Origin of the sequence: Vibrio penaeicida, from assembly GCF_002933855.1 — a bacterium.
In the GTDB taxonomy this organism is placed as follows: Bacteria; Pseudomonadota; Gammaproteobacteria; order Enterobacterales; family Vibrionaceae; genus Vibrio; species Vibrio penaeicida_A.
On the sequence record NZ_BFAQ01000049.1, the window covers coordinates 1 to 21,060 of the forward strand.

The 21,060-nt window shown below is 45.8% G+C and carries 21 protein-coding genes; 17 read left to right on the plus strand and 4 right to left on the minus strand.

Features of this window, described 5'->3' with window-relative positions; all coding sequences use genetic code 11:
* Positions 1–243: 243 nt before the first annotated feature.
* Positions 244–1,050 (minus strand): SDR family NAD(P)-dependent oxidoreductase, encoded by an 807-nt coding sequence (locus VPNCDNU1_RS24415; protein ID WP_104402780.1) that lies wholly within the window; start codon positions 1,048–1,050, stop codon positions 244–246.
* Between the two features lie 122 nt (positions 1,051–1,172).
* Between VPNCDNU1_RS24415 and VPNCDNU1_RS24420 the strand changes: the two genes are divergently transcribed.
* The 11 genes from VPNCDNU1_RS24420 (at position 1,173) to VPNCDNU1_RS24470 (ending at position 11,954) form a co-directional block, all read left to right on the plus strand.
* Positions 1,173–2,078 (plus strand): LysR family transcriptional regulator, encoded by a 906-nt coding sequence (locus VPNCDNU1_RS24420; RefSeq protein WP_104402781.1) that lies wholly within the window; start codon positions 1,173–1,175, stop codon positions 2,076–2,078.
* 66 nt (positions 2,079–2,144) lie between these two features.
* Entirely contained in the window at positions 2,145–2,534 is a 390-nt protein-coding gene (gloA2, locus tag VPNCDNU1_RS24425; RefSeq protein WP_104402782.1) for an SMU1112c/YaeR family gloxylase I-like metalloprotein, read from the plus strand.
* A gap of 102 nt (positions 2,535–2,636) precedes the next feature.
* Positions 2,637–3,218 (plus strand): hypothetical protein, encoded by a 582-nt coding sequence (locus tag VPNCDNU1_RS24430; RefSeq protein WP_145959488.1) that lies wholly within the window; start codon positions 2,637–2,639, stop codon positions 3,216–3,218.
* A gap of 31 nt (positions 3,219–3,249) precedes the next feature.
* Positions 3,250–3,714, plus strand: coding sequence for a GNAT family N-acetyltransferase (locus tag VPNCDNU1_RS24435; RefSeq protein WP_104402784.1), 465 nt, complete (start codon positions 3,250–3,252; stop codon positions 3,712–3,714).
* 451 nt (positions 3,715–4,165) lie between these two features.
* Complete coding sequence (locus tag VPNCDNU1_RS24440) at positions 4,166–5,290, plus strand: transporter substrate-binding protein (protein WP_104402785.1); 1,125 nt, start codon at positions 4,166–4,168, stop codon at positions 5,288–5,290.
* Positions 5,287–5,868, plus strand: a complete 582-nt coding sequence (locus tag VPNCDNU1_RS24445) for an ANTAR domain-containing response regulator (protein ID WP_104402786.1) — start codon at positions 5,287–5,289, stop codon at positions 5,866–5,868. Before VPNCDNU1_RS24440 ends, VPNCDNU1_RS24445 begins: the two co-directional genes overlap by 4 nt.
* Positions 5,868–6,716 (plus strand): ABC transporter permease, encoded by an 849-nt coding sequence (locus VPNCDNU1_RS24450; protein WP_104402787.1) that lies wholly within the window; start codon positions 5,868–5,870, stop codon positions 6,714–6,716. The genes VPNCDNU1_RS24445 and VPNCDNU1_RS24450 overlap by 1 nt, the downstream gene beginning before the upstream one ends.
* Positions 6,713–7,639, plus strand: coding sequence for an ABC transporter permease (locus VPNCDNU1_RS24455; protein ID WP_104402788.1), 927 nt, complete (start codon positions 6,713–6,715; stop codon positions 7,637–7,639). The genes VPNCDNU1_RS24450 and VPNCDNU1_RS24455 overlap by 4 nt, the downstream gene beginning before the upstream one ends.
* 14 nt (positions 7,640–7,653) lie before the next feature.
* Positions 7,654–9,267 carry an ABC transporter substrate-binding protein gene (locus tag VPNCDNU1_RS24460; protein WP_104402789.1) on the plus strand — a complete coding sequence of 538 codons (1,614 nt, stop codon included), beginning with the start codon at positions 7,654–7,656 and terminating at the stop codon, positions 9,265–9,267.
* Positions 9,257–10,204 (plus strand): acetamidase/formamidase family protein, encoded by a 948-nt coding sequence (locus tag VPNCDNU1_RS24465; protein ID WP_104402790.1) that lies wholly within the window; start codon positions 9,257–9,259, stop codon positions 10,202–10,204. Before VPNCDNU1_RS24460 ends, VPNCDNU1_RS24465 begins: the two co-directional genes overlap by 11 nt.
* Before the next feature lie 10 nt (positions 10,205–10,214).
* Positions 10,215–11,954, plus strand: a complete 1,740-nt coding sequence (locus tag VPNCDNU1_RS24470; protein WP_104402791.1) for an ABC transporter ATP-binding protein — start codon at positions 10,215–10,217, stop codon at positions 11,952–11,954.
* A gap of 103 nt (positions 11,955–12,057) precedes the next feature.
* On the opposite strand, the gene VPNCDNU1_RS24475 is transcribed toward VPNCDNU1_RS24470, so the two are convergent.
* Positions 12,058–12,810: a substrate-binding periplasmic protein gene (locus tag VPNCDNU1_RS24475; RefSeq protein WP_167404881.1), complete on the minus strand. Its 753-nt coding sequence runs from the start codon at positions 12,808–12,810 to the stop codon at positions 12,058–12,060.
* A gap of 204 nt (positions 12,811–13,014) precedes the next feature.
* Positions 13,015–14,727: a phospho-sugar mutase gene (locus tag VPNCDNU1_RS24480; protein WP_104402793.1), complete on the minus strand. Its 1,713-nt coding sequence runs from the start codon at positions 14,725–14,727 to the stop codon at positions 13,015–13,017.
* A gap of 502 nt (positions 14,728–15,229) precedes the next feature.
* Between VPNCDNU1_RS24480 and coxB the strand changes: the two genes are divergently transcribed.
* Genes coxB through VPNCDNU1_RS24500 form a run of 4 tightly spaced genes read left to right on the plus strand, consistent with a single transcriptional unit; the run spans position 15,230 to position 19,417 of the window.
* On the plus strand, positions 15,230–16,345 hold the full coding sequence (gene coxB, locus VPNCDNU1_RS24485; RefSeq protein WP_237324218.1) for a cytochrome c oxidase subunit II: 1,116 nt from the start codon (positions 15,230–15,232) through the stop codon (positions 16,343–16,345).
* Positions 16,342–17,937: a cytochrome c oxidase subunit I gene (ctaD, locus tag VPNCDNU1_RS24490; RefSeq protein ID WP_104402794.1), complete on the plus strand. Its 1,596-nt coding sequence runs from the start codon at positions 16,342–16,344 to the stop codon at positions 17,935–17,937. Before coxB ends, ctaD begins: the two co-directional genes overlap by 4 nt.
* 14 nt (positions 17,938–17,951) lie before the next feature.
* On the plus strand, positions 17,952–18,545 hold the full coding sequence (locus VPNCDNU1_RS24495) for a cytochrome c oxidase assembly protein (protein WP_104402897.1): 594 nt from the start codon (positions 17,952–17,954) through the stop codon (positions 18,543–18,545).
* Positions 18,542–19,417 (plus strand): cytochrome c oxidase subunit 3, encoded by an 876-nt coding sequence (locus VPNCDNU1_RS24500; RefSeq protein WP_104402795.1) that lies wholly within the window; start codon positions 18,542–18,544, stop codon positions 19,415–19,417. The genes VPNCDNU1_RS24495 and VPNCDNU1_RS24500 overlap by 4 nt, the downstream gene beginning before the upstream one ends.
* A 30-nt stretch (positions 19,418–19,447) precedes the next feature.
* Here VPNCDNU1_RS24500 and VPNCDNU1_RS24505 read toward each other — a convergent pair whose 3' ends face one another.
* Complete coding sequence (locus VPNCDNU1_RS24505) at positions 19,448–19,666, minus strand: DUF2909 domain-containing protein (protein WP_371410815.1); 219 nt, start codon at positions 19,664–19,666, stop codon at positions 19,448–19,450.
* Here VPNCDNU1_RS24505 and VPNCDNU1_RS24510 point away from each other — a divergent pair.
* Complete coding sequence (locus VPNCDNU1_RS24510; RefSeq protein WP_104402796.1) at positions 19,662–20,492, plus strand: SURF1 family protein; 831 nt, start codon at positions 19,662–19,664, stop codon at positions 20,490–20,492. The genes VPNCDNU1_RS24505 and VPNCDNU1_RS24510 overlap by 5 nt on opposite strands.
* The gene (locus VPNCDNU1_RS24515; protein WP_104402797.1) at positions 20,470–21,042 is read left to right on the plus strand and encodes a hypothetical protein; all 573 of its coding nucleotides are present in this window, start codon (positions 20,470–20,472) and stop codon (positions 21,040–21,042) included. Before VPNCDNU1_RS24510 ends, VPNCDNU1_RS24515 begins: the two co-directional genes overlap by 23 nt.
* Positions 21,043–21,060: the final 18 nt, after the last annotated feature.

Consider the following 21,060-nt stretch of genomic DNA (forward strand, 5'->3'; position numbering starts at 1 on the left):
TTATACCAATCGTAGTAAGTAATTACTCATTCTAGCTTGTTAAAACACTCGATAACTGCGTTAAAAAATTTGATTGTAGAATAACTACTTATCGAAATTTTTTGCCTTGTTCTCAAGCGTTTTTCCTTCGCTATTTATGAACACTTACTTACTGTGATTGGTATTAGATACTTGCCCAGAACATCAAAAATCCCGCACCTGTGTCGGGATCTTTACTTTATCATCTGGAAAGCGCAATGGCGGTTAAATCAACTTTCTAAGTACAGCTTCAATCGCATCGACAATTGCTTTCACTTTGCTCGCATTGGTTGCATCAGGGTGAGGAGATGTAATTTTCCCTGAATCATTATCAAAATATTGCCCATTGGCGAGACTAAACTCTTCTTTAAGGGCTGTGCGTACAAGAATGTCTGCGCCTATGGCGATATCCCCTCCTGCAACCCCATAAGCCTCTTTCACCATTTTACTTCCAAGCATCGAGCCAGGGTTTACAGCAATTAACACAGGTGCAGGTTGAGGAAGCGATTGAGCTAGGTGGTGGTTCCAAGCCGTTAGCGCTAATTTGCTTTGGGCATACGCAGAGCCATCAGAAAGCTTGGTTTCTCCTTTTAAAGCATCTAGGTCAACCGGAGCTTGAGCGGCAGAGGACAAGTTAATAATGCGACCCCCGTCGTTTATTATCGGAGCTAACGATTTGGTGATTAAATACGGGGCAAGCGTGTTCACGGCAAAGCGAACATCCAATCCGTCTTCGGTATCCGAATTCGGTGTTGTGTAAACTCCCGCATTATTGATCACAATATCCAATGCGCTGTGATTCGACTTAATGTCTGCAGTAAACTGTTTCACGCTAGACATTGTCGATAAATCGGCGACGTAGGTTTCTACAGTGGCTGAGTTATTTAGTTCGGATAATTGACGTTTAGCTTCAGCGAGCTTGCTTGGATTGCGTCCGTGGATCAGCAGGTGGTGTCCTTCATCAGCCAGTTTTTTTGCTGTTTCAAGACCAATACCATCAGTTGCGCCTGTAATCAGAATTATTTTTTTCATCATTGCCTGCTTGGTTTAAAAATATGTGGGGTTGGCTATTCCTAATATATTTAATATACCTTAAGTTGATAATGGCGAATTTAATATATTCACTATCAAAATAATATTGAAAATAGGTTCTCATGAACATTGAACACCTTAAGTTGTTTCTAAGAATAGCCGTTACTCAAAATATTAGTAGCGCAGGTAAGGAGCTGGGCTTATCACCTGCTGTTGCCAGCTCTTACATCAGTAAACTAGAAGATGGGTTAGGTGTTAGGTTAATTCATCGCACCACAAGAAAAGTTTCGCTTTCTGAAGAAGGTAAGATTTTCCTGCCTTATGCTCAGGAGGTCATCGCAAGCATCGAAGCTGCCGCTGCGTCAGTAGGCGCAGGAGAAACCACGCCTTCAGGTACGCTAAGAGTGACAGCCCCAGCTTCTTTTGGGCGAATGCACTTAATGCCAGTGTTGAAAGAGTTTTTGTCTCTATACCCTAAGATTCATTTAGACATTCGTTTTTCTGATGCCATTGTGGATTTAGTAGATGGCGGGTTTGATGTAGCTATTCGAAATGCGGAGCTTAAAAACTCTAGTCTCATTGCCAGGAAGCTCGCACCAGATAATCGAGTGGTGTGTGCATCCCCAGATTATATTGAAGAACATGGTGAACCAGATTCCCCCAAAGATTTGCATAACCATCAATGCATACATCTAACTGGGCTAGATTCATGGGTGTTTGAATCGGCAGACAAGCCCATAGTGGTTAAAACACAAGCAAGTTTTAAAGCAGACAACGGTGAAGCGGTTAGAGATGCCTGTGTTGAAGGGCTAGGTATTACGATCAATTCAACTTGGAGTGCTTACAAGCAACTTCAACGTGGCGAGCTTAAACCGATTCTTACCAACTACCCATTACAGTCTGATACCGCCATCTGGGCTGTATATCCAAGTTCTCGTCAGCTTGCTCCTAAAGTTCGAGTGTTCATTGATTATTTAGTCGAATGTTATGGGACACCACCCTATTGGGACGACTGTTTATCCAATTAATTCTCGCAGAACCAAGTATTTTTTGGCTACTTGGCCACAGAAGATAACAATCTAAAAAGGAAAAACATGCTACAGGGAATTCATCATACCGCGATCATATGTTCCGACTATTTGGTCTCTAAGGCATTTTATTGTGACATTTTGGGACTGAAAGTGATCGCAGAGAACTACCGAGAAGAACGCGCGTCTTACAAGCTCGATTTGGCACTTCCAAATGGCAACCAGATCGAATTGTTTTCATTCCCTAATCCACCTAAAAGACCGACTCGACCAGAAGCCAGAGGACTGAGACATTTAGCATTTTCAGTTACTTGTATCGAAGATGTCGTTGCACATTTAAAGAAGCATCATGTCGAAGTAGAGCCCATTCGTATCGACGAATTTACCCAAAGTCGCTATACGTTTTTTCAAGATCCTGATGGGCTCCCACTAGAGCTTTACGAAGTTTCGACTTAATTTTCTGTACAGAACGACTGATTCGTTTAGCGCAAATTAACTTCAACATTAGATGTTTCGATTTACTATCGCATTCAATTTTTTGCTAGTTGGTACGAACCATTGAAAATTGTTTTGATGCGCCATGGGCAACCGGAACTCGATCTACACAGTTTGAAAGATCAACGGTTTTGTCCTAATGATCTTGGCCCACTAGTACTCGAATACGAAGCGTCGGATTTAAATTTCTCTGTGCGTCCTAGCGAGCAAGCGATCAAGGCAGCACAGGGTTGTAAGCTAGCGGTGAGTAGCCAGTTACCACGGGCGGTTTCCTCAGTGAGAGTACTTGGGGTAGAGGAGGTGCATCATGTACAAAAATGCTTTCGAGAATCTAGCCTGCCCCATCTCAACTGGCGAACCCCAAAGTTAAGCTTCTTTTGCTGGGCTGTGATTTTTCGTATTTTATGGCTGATTGGGTTTGCTAAAAATGGTGAGCCTATTCATGAAGCTAAAGAACGAGCGAGGTTAGGGGCGAATTACTTAAGTGCGTTAGCGAATCAACATGAGAGCGTATTTTTGCTAGGACATGGCATAATGAATCGACTCATTGCTAAACAGCTCAAATCCCAAGGATGGAAACAAACGGAATCCACTGGTGAAAGTTACTGGTCGTATTCCGTATTTGAATATCAAATCAAGCGTTAGACCACCTTGGAGTCAAATCAAAGGGGGTGATATGGCTGTTAAATACAAAATAGTGCCTTTTAAAGAATGTCATGCAGAAGAAATAACCACATTCTGGCGTGAAAACATGCGTCAGAGTGTGGGAATCAACCCCGTGCATTCCTTTGAATCTCAGATGCATTTTCTTTCTCATATCCTCCCTTTGTCTTATCGTATTTTTGTCGCAGTGAATGATTCTGAACAAGCGATTGGATTCATCGCAATAAAACCCAACGAGATTAACCAATTGTATATTCACCCCGATCATCAAGGGAAAGGTATAGGCAGTGAACTCATACGAATGGCAAAGTCCCAAGCCGGCCATTTCCTAGAGTTAAGAACATTTGAGATCAATAAGCATGCACAATCCTTTTATATAAAGCACGGCTTTTTGGCGAGTTCAGGCAATAGTGACAATGAAGAAGGGCTGCCTGATATCCTATTCCGCTGGGATAACACCTTGCCTAAAAGAGGATGATGCACCTGTCTTAATTAAGAGAATATTATTTGATTATTGGAATACTGTAACATTTTCCGAGATTCAATGATTTTTCTAAGCTTTTGATAAATAAATAATAAATGTTAGAGTTGATATGCTTTTAAGTGAGTATGTGGTTCCGATTCTTTTGTTTCACTATTGAGAAGAGATATTTTTGATAACTATTTAACATATTGACCACAAATTATGTGGGGTGTAAAACTAAATGGTATTCAGGGCTTAATTAAGTACTGATGCCCTTTTTCTTGTCGAGCCAATTTCAAGAAAAAGGATGAGCACGAAGCATGCTTCGACTAAGACTCATAAAAATGCGTAGCAAGGTAACGAAGCCTAAATGAATTCGGTTATTCGAATTCATTTAGGCTTTTTTATTTGCAAAATTCAGCTGCTTGGAAGCAGAGCTCAGAACAATTAGCCGTGGAAGTTAGGTATGGATACGTTTCACATAGGTTTACTTTATTCAACAGAGGGCACCTATCGAAAGATAGGTTACAACGCCTTACTTGGTGCTCGCTACGCGATTGAAAAAGTGAACGCGGATGAACGTTTTCAATTCCAGCTTGAAGGGCACCATATCGATCCGAAAGGTAACATGGACGAATACATCAAAGGCGCTCAGTCTTTGTTGAAGCAAGGGATAAAACACATTGTCGGCACAATAACATCGAGTGCGCGCAAGGAAGTGATCCCAGATGTTCATGAGTATCAAGCGCTGCTATGGTATGGCTCGCCGTATGAAGGATACGAATGCGACGAGCATGTTGTGTACCATGGGGCTTGCCCTAATCAAAACTTATTGCCAATGCTTCGATATGCGGTGCCACGTTTTGGTAAGCGAGTTGCACTTCTTGGCTCCAATTATGTTTGGGGTTGGGAAAGTAACCGTATTGCTAGAGATGCCATTGCCAGTATAGGCGGAGAGATAGTGGAAGACAGCTACTATCGTTTCGATACCAAAGATTTCCGATTGTCGATAGAGAACCTGAAATCCCATCAGCCTGATTTTGTCATTAATAATTTAGTTGGAGAATCCAGCTACGCGTTTTTGCATCAACTTAATGATGCATGGAGCGCCGACTCCCTCCCAGTCTTGAGCAGCAACCTCAGTGAATGTGAACTGGCAAGCATTCGCGCCTTGCCAAATTTACGTTTGTTTACTGCGCTGACTTTTTTGCAATCGATAGACCCCCAATTTACCGATACAGCAAAATTGGCTATATCAGACAGTGAACCAGTCTCAAGCAACTTTGTCGGCGCTTATCTTTCTATTCTCAGTCTCGCCAATGCTATTTCATTAGCAGGAAGTGATGACGTAACGTCTGTGCGTTCTGCTCTGGATAAAGTACGAACAGAAACACCGATGGGGCACACGTTAACCATTTCCAATAATCAGCACGCGGTTTTGCCCTGCTTTATAGGGGAGCGAGATGGTGCGGATTTTCGTATGGTGAAATCTTACTCTCCTATCGAACCTAACCCCTATCTAATTGCTCAGGGGTTTCTTACCGACGTTGACGGCCTCGGAATGCCTACTCGGCTGAGGGTAGTCAAATGAGTATATCGACGTTATCCATCAATAAGATCTCTGTTATTTCTGCGGATGAGCGAACATGTCGGCAGATCCAAAAAGCGACCGAGCGAATGGGGATTTATTGCCACATCAGCGACCATATAGACAATGCACCGACGGATCTTTTACTCATTGATGTTCAACACTACTTTGCTGATATTGCCGTGCAAAAACCAATTCGGCAGTCCATGCCCGTTGTTGGGTTGCTGGCTCATGGCTCTCCAACTGAAATTGAACGTGCTATCTCCATGGGGGCGATGTCGGTGGTTGGTAAACCGATTCATCAGGTGGGGTTGTATTCAGCGTTTCATATGGCATTAAAGCTCTCTCAGCAACATACGGCGCTGCACCAAGAGTTAGATACCTTAAGAACACGCCATAAGCTACGGCCTATTGTAATAGAAGCGGTGATCAAAGTGATGGAAACTCACAAACTCACCGAGCAAAAAGCGTATGAGATTTTGCGACAATATTCGATGCACAGAAACCTTCCTGTGGAGCAAATTTGCCTAGAACTATCGCAGGGCAACATGAGCTATGAAAGGCTTAGGAGTGAAGGCTAATGTGGAATCAACTATTGTCGCGTCCCTCTGTCGTTGTCTCGATGGTGGTCATATGCACGATTGTCTGCCTTGCTGTGGGTGCACACCTTTTCGCACCTTATGATCCAACCGAGCAGTTCTTTGAAGGGCTAACATTAGAAGGCGCACCTCTCCCTCCTAATGAAACCTTTTGGTTAGGAACCGACTTACTGGGGCGCGACCTTTTATCGCGCATTATTTACGGCTCGCAAACCTCTTTACTTATTGGGCTGGTCGCCAATGGAATCGCTATTATTATTGGTACGGCAGTAGGTGTTACCGCAGCGTATTTTAAAGGTTGGGTAGGCACGGTGTTGATGCGGTTCACTGACCTGATGATGGCTTTTCCAGCGCTGCTTTTGGCAATAGCGCTTGCGGCCATATTTACCCCCAGCCTGTGGATCGTCGCCATGGTCATCGCCATGGTTAATTGGGTCCAAATCGCTAGGGTCGTGTATTCAGAAACGCTGGCGATAAGTGAAAAAGACTTTATCGCGGCTGAAAAAGCGATTGGGGTATCGGAGAGTAAAATTTTACTCAGCCATGTTTTCCCGCATTTAGTACCGACGATGTTGGTATGGGGGACGCTTGGCATTTCAACCACCGTTTTGCTTGAAGCGACGCTCTCTTACTTAGGGATTGGTGTACAGCCTCCTATTCCTAGCTGGGGCAACATTATCTTCGAAAATCAAACCTATTTCAGTGTGGCTCCTTGGCTGGTGTTTATTCCCGGTAGCGTGATTATTTTGCTTTCGCTGTGCTTCAACATTTTGGGGGATGCACTGCGCGATGCACTCGACCCAACTTTGAATGGGAGAGAAGCGGGATGAGTTACTACCTATTGAAGCGCTTACTGCATGCGGCTTTCATTCTGCTAGGCGTGACCTTCATTACCTACTTGCTGCTTTATTTGTTGCCGGCAGATCCTGCAAGGCAAATCGCAGGGCGCAGCGCGACCGCTGAAACCGTCAACAACATTCGCGAACAACTGGGGCTGAATTTACCTTTTTATGAGCAATATTGGCGCTATTTAACCAAATTGCTTCAAGGAGACATGGGGCGCTCGTGGTTACAAAAAACGGAAGTATCTGAGTTGATTGCTTCGCGTCTTCCCGCCTCATTGCAGCTAATGATAGCCGGAATTGGCGTCGAACTCGTGATAGGGCTTTCGCTGGGTATTATTGCTGCGCTTAAACGCAATAGCCTGATTGATCGTGGGTTGATGATTTTTTCATTTGTGGGGGTATCGTCTCCACATTTCGTTGCAGCGATGATGTTTTTATATTTATTCGCTGTGCAATGGTCTTGGTTCCCGATTGGGGGATATGGCGAATGGAAACACTTGGTGCTTCCTGCCATTACGCTAGGAATATTGGGCAGTGGATGGTACGCGCGAATGATGCGTTCTTCGATGATCGAAGTGCTGCATCAAGACTACATACGAACGGCCAAAGCCAAAGGGCTCAGCCACACAAGGATTATATGCCGACACATGATCCCCAACGCGATTTTGCCGATCATTTCCATGATCGCAATCGACATAGGTATTTTCATTGGCGGCATGGTGGTGGTGGAGTCCGTATTTGGCTGGCCAGGCATAGGGCAGCTAGCATGGCAAGCAATTCAACGTGTCGATATCCCCATTATTGTGGGCGTCACCTTGGTTTCTGCGATAGCTATTGTATTGGGGAATTTGCTGGCTGATCTGATCTCACCGTTTGTTGATCCAAGGATTGACTTAAAAAAACTGTAACAAGGAAAAGTGTGATGAAAAAGTTAGCTATTACTGCAGCTTTATCTTTGATGGCGGTGTCTTTTTTGACATCGGCAGAAGTAAAGCAAGGCGGCTCCATGATTGTGACTTACAAGGATGATGTTTCAACGCTAGACCCAGCCATAGGTTACGACTGGCAAAACTGGTCGATGATCAAAGCGCTGTTTGATGGGTTGATGGATTATAAGCCAGGTACGACCGAGCTAGAACCGGATCTTGCAGAAAGTTACACCATTTCAGACGACGGTAAAACCTACACCTTTAAGCTCAAGCAAGGCATTCGCTTTCACAACGGTCGTGAAGTTAAAGCGCAAGACGTGAAGTATTCTATTGAACGTACCATTAACCCTACAACTCAAAGTCCAGGTGCTGGATTTTTCGGATCGCTAGAAGGGTTTGAAGCGTTTAATAATGGTGAATCCAAAGGGCTCGATAGCGTTAAAGCCGTTGATGATTACACCGTTAGCTTCCAACTGTCTCGCCCTGACGCCACCTTCCTGCATGTCTTGGCGATTAACTTTGCTTTTGTCGTACCACAAGAATCGGTAGAAAAATGGGGATCAGACTTTGGTAAGCACCCTGTCGGAACTGGAGCATTTAAGTTAGGTGAATGGAAATTAGGGCAATACCTAACCTTCCAACGCAATGAAGCCTACAACAAACCGGGTTTACCTTATTTGGATGAGATTCGGTTTGAAGTCGGGCAAGAGCCTGTGGTCGCGCTGCTTCGCTTAGAAAAAGGAGAAGTGGATATTGCGGGTGATGGCATTCCACCAGCAAAGTTTCTTCAAATGAAAAACAGCCCGCAATATAAGCCGCTGATCATCGCAGGTGACCAATTGCACACCGGTTACATCACCATGAATGTGAAGATGAAGCCATTCGATAATGTGAAGGTACGCCAAGCTGTGAATATGGCGATCAATAAGCGCCGAATCGTACAGATCATTAATGGACGAGGCACACCTGCGAATCAACCCTTACCACCAGCCATGCCCGGCTATTCCAAGTCTTATAAAGGCTACGCGTACGATCCAGAAATGGCCAAAAACAAGCTAACAGAAGCCGGTTTTAAAGACGGTTTCAGTACCGAAATTTACGTCGCGAATACCGATCCACAGCCGCGTATAGCGCAAGCTATTCAACAAGATTTAGCGAAAATTGGTGTGAAAGCCGAAATTAAAGCACTGGCGCAAGCCAATGTGATTGCCGCTGGGGGCGACGCCAGCCAAGCGCCAATGATTTGGTCTGGTGGTATGGCTTGGATTGCAGATTTCCCTGATCCTTCAAACTTCTACGGACCGATTCTTGGTTGTGGTGGTGCGGTTGATGGAGGCTGGAACTGGGCTTGGTATTGCAACGAAGCACTGGATGATCGTGCAGCAAAAGCCGATGCCATGGTGGCAGAATCGCAGCAGGCACAACGAATGAAAGAATGGGAAAGCATCTACGTTGATCTGATGGCGGATGCGCCTTGGGTGCCGGTATTTAACGAACGTCGCTTTACCATTCGTTCTGAACGGTTGGGCGGAGACACCAGTATCTTCGTTGATCCGGTTCATATTCCTGTTAACTATGAAAATGTGTGGGCAAAAGATGTGCAATAACTCATTTGTGAAAACCATCCATAGCGTCCACCATCATCATGGCTGGAATAACGCCATTCCCCCCGCGTACCATGTGGCGCGGGGAACCACTTTGGAATTTGAATGTTTAGACAGTTCCGGTGGGCAGCTCACCACCGCTTCTAAGGTTGAAGACATTGCAGGTCTGGACTTTGGCAAAATCAATCCAGTAACAGGGCCTATATTCGTTGAAGGGGCAAGACCTGGTGATGTATTGAAAATGACCATTCACGAATTCAAGCCCAGTGGGTTTGGTTGGACGGCCAACATTCCTGGGTTCGGGTTACTGGCAGACCAATTTCAAGCACCAGCATTGAATCTTTGGTCATACGATTCTCAAACCCTAGCCCCTGCTGCCTTCGGGCAATGCGCAAAAGTGCCGCTTAAGCCTTTTGCTGGAACCATTGGTGTTGCTCCAGCACAAAGCGGTGACCATTCCGTTGTGCCGCCTAGGCGAGTGGGGGGCAATATGGATATCCGAGATTTGTCGGCAGGGACCACGCTTTATCTACCTATCGAAGTGGAAGGAGCGTTGCTGTCTATTGGTGATACTCACGCGGCTCAGGGCGATGGGGAAGTATGCGGAACCGCGATAGAAAGCCCAATGAATGTGGTGATTGAGCTGGATGTTGTAGATAACCTAAAAATCGATACCCCCTACTTCACTACGACGGGACCGGTTACTCGCCACCTTGACAGTAAAGGGTATCAAGTGACCACAGGGGTAGGACCAGACCTAATGGAAGGAGCGCGAAGCGCGGTAAGCCAAATGGTGGATTTGCTTTGTACTCAACACCATATGGCACCGGAGCAAGCGTACATGCTGTGCTCTGTGTGTGGCGACTTAAGGATCAGTGAAATTGTCGATGCGCCAAATTGGCTCGTCACGTTTTACATGCCTAACGTAGTGTTCGAGTAGGAGTCATCGAATGGAGAAGGCGATGTTGTCGGTGGAGCATCTTTCCATCGACATAGCGGCAGGGAAGCAATATCACAGGGTTGTCGACGATTTATCGTTTACTCTGAATTCGGGTGAAACCGTTTGTATTGCTGGGGAGTCTGGGAGCGGGAAGTCGCTATCCAGCACTGCAATTATGGGGTTACTGCCGCCCGTTGCGAAAGTGGCAAGTGGTCATATCTGGTTTGAGGGGAAAGACCTATTGACCACGCCTGAAAAAAGCATGCGTGCGATGCGTGGGGACGACATCGCCATGATTTTTCAGGAGCCGATGACATCGCTGAATCCTCTAATGACCGCTGGCCAGCAACTGTGTGAAGCCATTCAAGCTCACCGAAATGTTGACTATGGCAGTGCCAAACTGATGGCTATTAGCATGTTGGACGCCGTGAAAGTCCCTCATGCGCAGAAGCGTTACCATCAATACCCTCACGAAATGTCTGGCGGAATGTTACAACGCATCATGATTGCTATGTCTCTGGTGTGTCGCCCTAAAATTTTGATTGCAGATGAGCCAACAACCGCTTTGGATGTGACGATTCAAGCGCAGATTTTGTCGCTGCTTAATGAACTCAAAAGTGATTTCGATACCGGAGTTCTAATGATCACTCACGATATGGGGGTGGTCGCTGAAATGGCGGATAAAGTCGTGGTGATGAATCAAGGTATCGTTGAAGAGCAATCGGATGTACGCAGCTTGTTTCTATCTCCTACCGCAGACTACACCAAAGGTTTATTGGCTGCGGTGCCTAAACTAGGGCATGCCAAGCCTGTTGCAGAAGTACCTCAAAGCCAGCCTTTACTGGAAGTAAACAATCTTTGCGTACGGTTTCCGGTTCAACATGCTTGGTGGAAAAAAGATAAGCTGGAAGTGAGGGCGGTAGAAAATGTGTCGTTCGCGATAAAACCGGGCGAAACCTTAGGGCTGGTTGGGGAAAGCGGCTGCGGTAAATCGACTATTGGCAAAGCACTCATGAACATGTTGCCGTTTTGTGGCAGCGCCAACCTTAATGGCGTTGAGCTAAACGGGCTTCGTGGCCAGGGTTTGCGTGCTATTCGCAAAGACATTCAAATGGTGTTTCAAGATCCCTACAGTTCTTTGAACCCACGGAAAACCATATTCCAACTGCTCAAAGAGCCACTATTGATCCATGGAATATGTCCGGCTTCAGATGTGCGCGATCATGTCGCGTTGCTGCTGGAACAAGTCGACATGTTGCCGAATCACATGAATCGATACCCTCATCAGTTTTCAGGTGGTCAACGTCAACGGATCAGCATCGCTCGGGCGATTGCATCTCAACCCAAATTGGTGATTGCAGATGAATCCGTCTCAGCGCTGGATGTGTCTGTTCAAGCTCAGGTTCTAGATCTTTTGGAACGTTTGCAGAAGAAGCTGGGTGTGAGCTATTTGTTCATTTCACACGACATGGCCGTCGTTGAGCAGGTATCCCACCGAGTGGCGGTGATGCATGGCGGGCGGATTGTTGAAATGGGTCCCAGAGATGAGGTGCTCAGCTCGCCTCGTCACAGCTACACTCAGCGTTTAATGCAAGCCGTACCCATAGCTGACGTAGATGTGCAACGCGACCTTTCCATGGTGCTATCGGAACATAAAATGCCGGATCCGATACGCAATGTTTCTGTGATAGATGAAGTACTCAAATACGAAGATGTTGGGCATGAACACATTGTTGCGTTGAATTATTAGGCTACCCTAAACCGACGTCAATCTCGGGTTGCGATTTGGTTATACAGCACACTAATCTCTAACGGTTTAATGAACCTAGCATTGAGAAATCGGATGGCTACACCTACAAGTATTTTGCTTTTATCTTTTTAATTGTGCCGTTGTGCTTCATTTCCAGAAATGTTTGATTAAACATGTTATTCAACAAAGCAGAGTTGTCTGTTTTCTTACTAAAAAGCACATGGTATTCCTTGGATTTTTTGTCTGGAAAAGCGACATGATCCAGCATTGTTATATCGATTCCTTGCAGTCTTGCTAAATAGCTGAGGACTTCAACTTGAAGCAATGCGAAGTCTACTCGTTCTGCTTTGAGCTTTCTTACTAGATGTACGCGAGATTTTGCCCCCACATCTATATTGACTGCTTGACCTATAAAGCTGTAATTGAAACCAGCAACCCCACCCAAACTGTATTTAGATAGCTCGGCTTGAGAAAATATTTGAGGTGGAGGATTGTATCGTTCTTTTTTGTAGAACAAGGCTATATTGGTTTCATAAATTGGGTAAGAGTAGTGAGAGAACTCTGCGCGTTTTGATTTGAATGAGGCGTTAGGCACTAAATCAACTTTGCCATCTTTAACAGAATGTAAGCAGCGCTTCCAAGGTTGGATGACGTGAGTCAATGTGTGACCATTTTTAGTCATTACCGCTTCAATCACATCCACCATGATGCCGTATGGTTCATTTTTACTACTGAACATGAGAAATGGTGGCTTGGCTTCATCCTCCCAGCAAACTCTGAGTGTTCGGTCGGGATCAGCTTGAACAGGACCTACGAACGCGAGAACAATAATGCAAAGACCGAATATTTTAAACATCACGAAATTCCAAAAAGCCATTTGTGTTTTTAGTAAGCTTAGTCGGAATTCTTAACTCGCATATTAAATCCTCAAACTTAAAACGATTTCACTGCTTGTGACGGCATAATCATAATCCAAGATGACATAGACGAAAAAGCCCTCCAAAAGAGGGCTCGATGTCTGAGATTCCGTTCTCTAGACTAATAGATTGAAATGTGGACTTTATTGGAGAGAGTGCTGATGTTCGCTGATCAACATGTCGATCTTCTCTTCAGCACGATTGTGCGCGTCAGCGTAGCTTTCTTCTGCACTAAATGGTTCAACCACTTCGTAGTAGCACTTCAGCTTAGGCTCGGTTCCAGAAGGGCGAACCACAACACGTGAACCGTTATTAAGGTGATAAATCAACACGTCACTGATTGGGAATTCTAAGGCTTTCTCACTGCCATCTTCGAACGTTTGCTTCGACAGTTTGAAATCTTCAATACTCGCGATCGTCTGACCTGCAATTGTTGAAGGTGGGTTAGCACGAAGCGTGTCACCAATTGGTGGCGCAGAAGGGTCAAGAGCGATGCTATGTTGAGCATTGATCACCATGCCGTGCTGCCTATAAATCTCTTCTAGCTGGTCCCAAACGGATTTGCCTTGGGCTTTTAGGCGAGCAGCCAGCTGAGCAAAGGCAACCAAAGCGGTTAGGCCGTCTTTATCCCAAACCAATGTTCCCACGGTATAGCCCAGCGCTTCTTCGTAAGCAAAAAGGAACTGTTTGTCTTCCGTTTGCTCTTGCATAGCGACGTTAGTCAGCCATTTAAAACCCGTAAGCGTTTTGTAGAACGTGCCGCCCGCGGCTTCGGCAACCTTGGCTAGAAGGCTAGAGGAAACAATCGTTGCACCCACTAACTTTTGGTTATCTTGCGCTTGATTAAGCAGGTAGTGACCAAACAACACACCGACCTGATCGCCTGTTAGCATCTGGTATTCGCCATCCGGCTTTCTAGCTGCCGCTGCAAAGCGGTCTGCATCAGGGTCGTTGGCACAGGCTAGTTCCGCGTTGTGTTTTTTCGCTTCAGCAATCACTAAATCCATCGCCCCTTTTTCTTCAGGGTTTGGGAAATTAACGGTTGGGAAGCTGCCGTCGGGTTCGCGCTGTGCAGCTACGCTGTGTACTTGAGTAAATCCAGCATCGGCAAGCAGCGTTTCAGCCATATTTGCACCAACGCCGTGCATAGCCGTATAGGCTAAGGAAAGGTTCTCGGCTTGTTGCGATGGATCACTTTGCAACAATGGGCTAGCGTTCGCGGTGTCGCGGTAGGTTTGGTAATAATCGTCTTTCAACCAAACGAGTAAGCCTTTTTCTTCAGCTTCTTCAAGTGGCATAAGATTAAGAGGCTTTTGAGCCGCATCGTCGATTTCTGCTGCAATACCTGAATCGTGTGGTGGAATGATTTGAGCACCATTGTCCCAGTACACTTTGAAGCCATTGTACTCTGGTGGATTGTGGCTAGCGGTGACAACAACAGCGGCGGCTGTACCAAGGTGTAGGACACCAAATGCAACAATCGGAGTGGCAGCAACATCATGAGTTAAGTAAACCTTGATACCTTGCGCAGCAAGAGCAGAAGCAGTGTCGTGGGCAAACTGTTTGGAATCTGGGCGACCATCGTAACCAATAACAACGCCTTTTTCAGCCGCACCTTGTTGTGCTTTTAACAGGTACTGACCAAGACCCGTCGCGGTTTCTTGGATAACCAGTCGGTTCATGCGGTTAGGACCCGCACCGACAACGCCGCGTAAACCCGCGGTACCAAATTCTAAACGTCCTTTGAATCGGTCTGCAATTTCTTCAGAGCGGTTTTCTTTTTGAAGTGTATTCAGCTCTTCACGTGTACGAGGATCTGGGTCTCTTTCCAGCCAGCTTTTCATCAATTCGTTCATCGTTTTTTCCTGTCAAAGGGGACTTAAATAGTATGTCTCTAAATTAATTGAAATCCATTAATGATTACACCATTTTTTGTGGTTTAGGTCTCACGATGTGGTCGCAATCGATTAAATCGAGATGAATTTTTTTTGAAATTTTTTACACAAGATATTTAAACGAATCATAAGCAACAGTTGGAGTATTAAAGGGCAAATTGGGGATCAAAGTCTAATTCCAAAATGGACAGAGTCGTTTAATTCTTGAACAATTGCCGCCAAGAATCTAGGGTTATTAACAAAGCCATAACAAATAGTTAGCGCTTTGGAAATAATCCCAAAGTCGCATGGCATGCGTTCTATCACATTACTGTGTAGAAATGCGAAGTGGATCACCGTCTATAAAAACACAAACGGATTTGGACGGCGATCTGATGCTTATGAGGTATTCACGTTGCGCTACCAAACGTGTCTAGCCCGTAAGCGGAAACAGAGGAGAGATCTTTTGAAAAGATTAACGTCTTTGTGTTTATGGGGTGCGCTAATCCCAACGGTGGCATGGTCTGGAAGCCAATACAATATGACACGGGGTGTAACCCGAATCAGTGAGCAGGTCTATGACCTTCATATGCTGATTTTTTACATCTGCTGTGCCATTGCGGTTGTCGTTTTTGGAGTCATGTTTTACGCCATTTTCAAGCATCGTAAATCTCAGGGCGCTGTAGCGGCGAACTTTCATGAGAGTACGAAAGTGGAAATCATATGGACTGTGATTCCAATTCTAATATTGGTTGCGATGGCGGTGCCTGCCACCACAACGCTTATCGATATGGAAGACACCAGCCAATCTGATATCACGGTTAAAATTACCGGTTCTCAATGGAAGTGGCATTACAGCTATTTCGGTGAGGATGTCGAATTTTTTAGCTTGTTAACCACATCCTCCAAGCAGATTGAAGGTGATGAACTGAAAGGGGCTAATTACCTGCTTGAAGTCGACAATCCGCTTGTTCTTCCCATCAACCGGAAAGTCCGGTTTCTCTTAACGTCCGACGATGTCATCCACTCGTGGTGGGTGCCGGATTTCGCCGTGAAGAAAGATACAGTGCCAGGGTTCATCAATGAAGCGTGGACCAAAATCGATGAACCGGGTGTTTATCGTGGTCAATGTGCGGAGTTGTGTGGGCGAAACCACGGCTTTATGCCGATAGTGGTGCATGCCATGGAAGAGAAAGACTTCGATGAATGGTTGGTCGCCCAAAAATTGGTGGCGAAGCAAGCAGCAGAAGAAGCAAAAGCCGCACTTTCTAAAGAGCTTTCTATGGATGAACTCATGGCAATGGGCGAGCAAGTGTACAACGACCGATGCGCGGTGTGTCATCAGGTTAATGGGTTGGGTGTTCCGGGCGTTTTCCCTGCAATGAAAGACAGCCCTGTGACACTAGGTGACGTAAACAACCATATCGATGTTGTTCTAAATGGGGTGGCAGGAACAGCCATGCAAGCGTTTGGAAATCAGTTAACCGATGAGCAAATTGCCGCTGTAGTGACGTATGAGCGCAATGCTTGGGGTAATGACAAAGGCGATATGGCGCAAGCGTCAGACGTGAATACTTTGCGCAGCGAGGAGGGACAATGAACAGTTCAACCGATGTAAATTCTCATGAAAATGACCATGACGATCATCATGCCGCACCTTCAGGGCTGGCTCGCTGGGTATATTCGACCAATCATAAAGACATAGGCACGCTGTATTTGTGGTTCAGCTTTGCGATGTTTTTAACGGGCGGCTTAATGGCGATGATCATTCGCGCCGAATTGTTCCAGCCTGGCTTGCAGTTAGTGGATCCGCACTTCTTCAATCAGATGACGACGGTACACGGATTGGTGATGGTATTTGGTGCGGTTATGCCAGCCTTTACTGGACTGGCAAACTGGATGATTCCGCTCATGATTGGTGCGCCAGATATGGCTTTGCCACGTATGAATAACTTGAGCTTCTGGATATTGCCTTTTGCGTTTCTCATTTTAATCAGTTCGCTCTTTATGGAAGGGGGCGGCCCTGATTTTGGCTGGACGTTCTATGCGCCATTGTCGACGACGTATGGCCCAGATAGCACCGCATTGTTCGTGTTTTCTGTTCACATTATGGGTATCAGCTCCATTATGGGGGCGATCAACGTGATCGTGACCATTGTGAATATGCGTGCCCCAGGCATGACTTGGTTTAAGCTTCCAATGTTTGTTTGGACATGGTTAATCACGGCATTTTTGTTAATAGCGGTGATGCCCGTGCTGGCCGGTGCCGTTACCATGGTTCTGACAGATAAGTACTTTGGCACCAGTTTCTTTGATGCGGCGGGTGGGGGCGACCCTGTGATGTTCCAGCACATTTTCTGGTTCTTTGGGCACCCCGAAGTGTACATCATGATTTTACCTTCCTTTGGGATCGTATCGGCCATCATTCCTGCTTTCAGTGGCAAAAAGCTGTTTGGTTATCATTCCATGGTGTACGCAACGTGCAGTATCGCGCTGCTTTCGTTTTTGGTTTGGGCGCACCACATGTTCACAACCGGGATGCCAGTGTTTGCCGAACTCTTCTTCATGTATTGCACCATGTTGATTGCGGTGCCGACAGGGGTAAAAGTCTTCAACTGGGTGGCAACGATGTGGCGAGGGGCAATGACCTTTGAAACGCCCATGTTGTTTGCTATCGCATTTATTGTGCTGTTTACGATTGGTGGGTTCTCGGGGTTAATGCTGGCGATTGTGCCCGCTGATTTCCAATACCACGATACCTATTTTGTGGTGGCGCACTTCCATTACGTTTTGGTTTCCGGAGCTGTCTTCTCGATTATGGCAGCCGCGTATTATTGGCTGCCTAAGTGGACTGGTCATATGTACGATCATCGGTTGAGCTTATGGCATTTTTGGTGCTCGGTTATTTCGGTGAATGTTCTGTTTTTCCCTATGCACTTCTTGGGATTAGCAGGTATGCCTAGGCGGATTCCCGACTATGCGATTCAGTTTGCAGACGTAAACCAAATTGTATCGATTGGCGGATTTGCGTTTGGTCTGTCTCAGCTTATTTTCCTCTGGTTGGTGATTAAATGCATCAAAGGAGGCGAGAAAGCCGAGGCTCGGTCATGGGAAAGAGCGGAAGGTTTGGAGTGGACAGTTCCAAGCCCAGCACCTCATCACACATTCAGTCAGCCACCTAAAGTTGATTGATGGGAGATGCAGCGATGGATACGGCAAAACCTTCAAATCGCAAACTGACAATCTGGCTTTTGCTTGGTGTTCTAGGCATGTTTGGGTTTGGGTTTGCTTTGATACCACTGTACGACATTATGTGCGAACAGCTTGGTATCAACGGTAAACCCAACAATGAAGCCGTGAGTAGCCCAGTCGGTATGCAGGTGGATACATCACGTGTGATTCGTATTGAGTTTATGGCACATGTTAAGCCGGATATGCCGTGGACGTTCATACCCGCTAAAAAGGTCATGGATGTGCACCCTGGGCAAGTGGTTCAAACACGGTACATGGCGACAAACCTCAATGGCTCACCACTGATTGGTCAAGCCGTCCCTTCTATTGCTCCTGGCAACGGCGCAGCATACTTCAATAAAATTGAGTGCTTTTGCTTTAATCGTCAGCCATTGGAAGGGAATAAAAGCGCTGAACTGCCCGTGATTTTCTATATCGAGCCGACGATTCCTGACTCTATCCATACGCTGACACTTTCCTACACGCTATTCAATATCACAGAGCCAGAAGATAAGAAAACCGTGGCTCTAATTTCACGCTCAGAAACGGATCAAGGAGCGGTGCAATGACAACACAACACCAAACTTATTATGTCCCCTCACACAGTATTTGGCCGATAGTCGGCGCGATTGCCTTGTTTTTTATTGCAGTCGGCGCTGGCGTTACTGTACAAAATTTAGAAACCGGCAGTGTGTTTGGGAAAGTATTTCTAATAGGCGGATTTGTCGTTTTTCTGGTGATGTTCATCGGATGGATGCGAAACGTTATTGGTGAATCTTTGTCGGGTTTTTATTCCCAGCAAATTGATGTTTCCTTCCGGCAGGGCATGAGCTGGTTTATTTTCTCGGAAATTATGTTTTTCTGCGCCTTCTTTGGAGCGCTATTTTATGCCCGAATGATATCTGTCCCTTGGCTTGCGGGTGCAGACAATAATCAAATGACTCATGAAGTGCTTTGGCCTGCATTTGAAGCAATGTGGCCACTCACTTTAACCCCAGCAGGGCAAACGACAGAAGCGATGGGATGGCAAGGATTGCCTTTTCTCAACACCATGATTCTTCTGACTTCCTCCATCACTCTTCATATGGCGCACACCAGTTTAGAGAAGAACCATCGAATGGCGCTGGTGGTGTGGTTGGAAATCACCATTATTTTGGCGATTGTGTTCTTGTTTTATCAAGCAGAAGAATACATTCACGCTTATCAAGAAATGGGGCTGACGCTGCAGTCTGGTGTGTATGGCAATACCTTCTTCTTGTTAACAGGTTTCCACGGCATGCATGTGTTATTGGGCACTATTTTCTTATCGGTTTTACTGGCAAGGATTGCCTACGACCACTTCACACCTGAAAACCATTTCGCGTTTCAGGCGGGGAGTTGGTATTGGCATTTTGTGGACGTGGTTTGGCTATGTCTATTTATCTTTGTGTATGTGCTTTAGACGCTCTACCCCGAATGAGTAGAGCAAACGTTAGTAAGGTCTAGGGTTGGGTTCAATCCAGCCCGCCTGAAGCGCAATGAGCAAAAATACGATAACCAAAGCGGAGAAAATTAAACGGCGACCCAAGAAGTGACTGGCAGGCTTATCGCTTTTGCCTTTTACCATCACCACTAAAGCGCGACCAAGGTTGAAGATAATGAAACAGAGTGTCAAGACCAGAACGAGTTTAAACAGTGAGGCTGCCATGATGTCTCCCTGGGTTGCGTTGACGTTAAAACCAAAATTTTGGTTCGCCCTAATTCTCACTTTGGTGGTATTTACTCTGCTGATCAAGTTGGGCTTTTGGCAAATGGGACGTGGTGAGCAAAAGTTAGACTACGAAAAGGCATTAGCGCAGCGTGCGACGATGGCACCGGAGCCTTTAGATACGTTGCTTAAAAAGGCAATCGAGATAAGCCCCAATCTCAGTCAGGAATATTTAAGTGATGCACAGCAAAGCCTGACTGGAGCAAAAGTGAAAATGGATGTTATGCCTGTTTCGAATCGTGCGTTTTTGCTTGATAACCAAGTATGGAACGGAGAAGTGGGGTATTTGATGCTTCAACCAGTGAAAGTGACATCGGGTTATCAAGGAAACGGGCGTTATGTGCTGTTAGAGCTAGGTTTTGTGAAGGCGGGGCATGATCGCCGCATATTGCCCAGCTTTAAAGAGCTAACCCAACCCGTGTCGCTGGAGGGGAGGGTGTATCAAAAACAAAGCAACCCCGTTAGTGACAAGCTTCATGCGGAAAGCGGATGGCCCAAACGAATTCAAAACCTGAATATAGAGGCATTGGAAGGAGAACTTAGTCTGCCTTTACTGCCTTTTGTTATTCAGCCTAGTAACTTAAATCTTGAATACCCTCAGCCTTGGCGCCCTGTTCCAATGTCTTCTCAAAAACATTTTGGGTATGCGTTGCAGTGGTTTTCGATGGCATTAGTTTTTGCGCTCATTATGGTGATGCTGTTGCTTAGAGCACTCAATATTCGCCTGATACCCAAGGGAGAAAACGATGACAGTTCAAAATATGGATAGAGACTCCGCACCTAATGTGAAGCGCGGCCGTATCATTTTACTTGCGCTGGTGGGGTTGTTTGCGATGCCTGCCATTGTCGCTAAAGTCATTTTGGAAATGAATTGGTATCAACCTGGGGTGACAAATCAGGGCGTTTTGGTAGAGCCCGATAGCTACTTAACCGACTATTCCATGGGTTCGGAATCGGAAAAACAATGGCAACTTGGTTATGTTCTACCAAAAGAATGCAATGCATTGTGCCGCCAGCAGTTGCACTTATTGCAACAAAGCTATGTATCCCTAGGGAAGTACCAAGAGCGCGTTAGACCAACGGTATACATTCACCCAAATAGCGACACTTCCGTATTGCAGGATTACAGTTTCAATCGCGTTAAATCTAACGACAAATTTCTTTCTGATTTCAGCACCAACGAATACATCATTGTAGACCCACGAGGTCAATTGGTTATGCATTACCCGAAGCAGATCAACCCTGAATTACTTGTACAGCAAAGTAAGGGGTTAATCGCCGACTTTAAGAAGTTATTGAAGTTATCTCGCGTGGGGTAAATCAAGGATAGGGGGGCG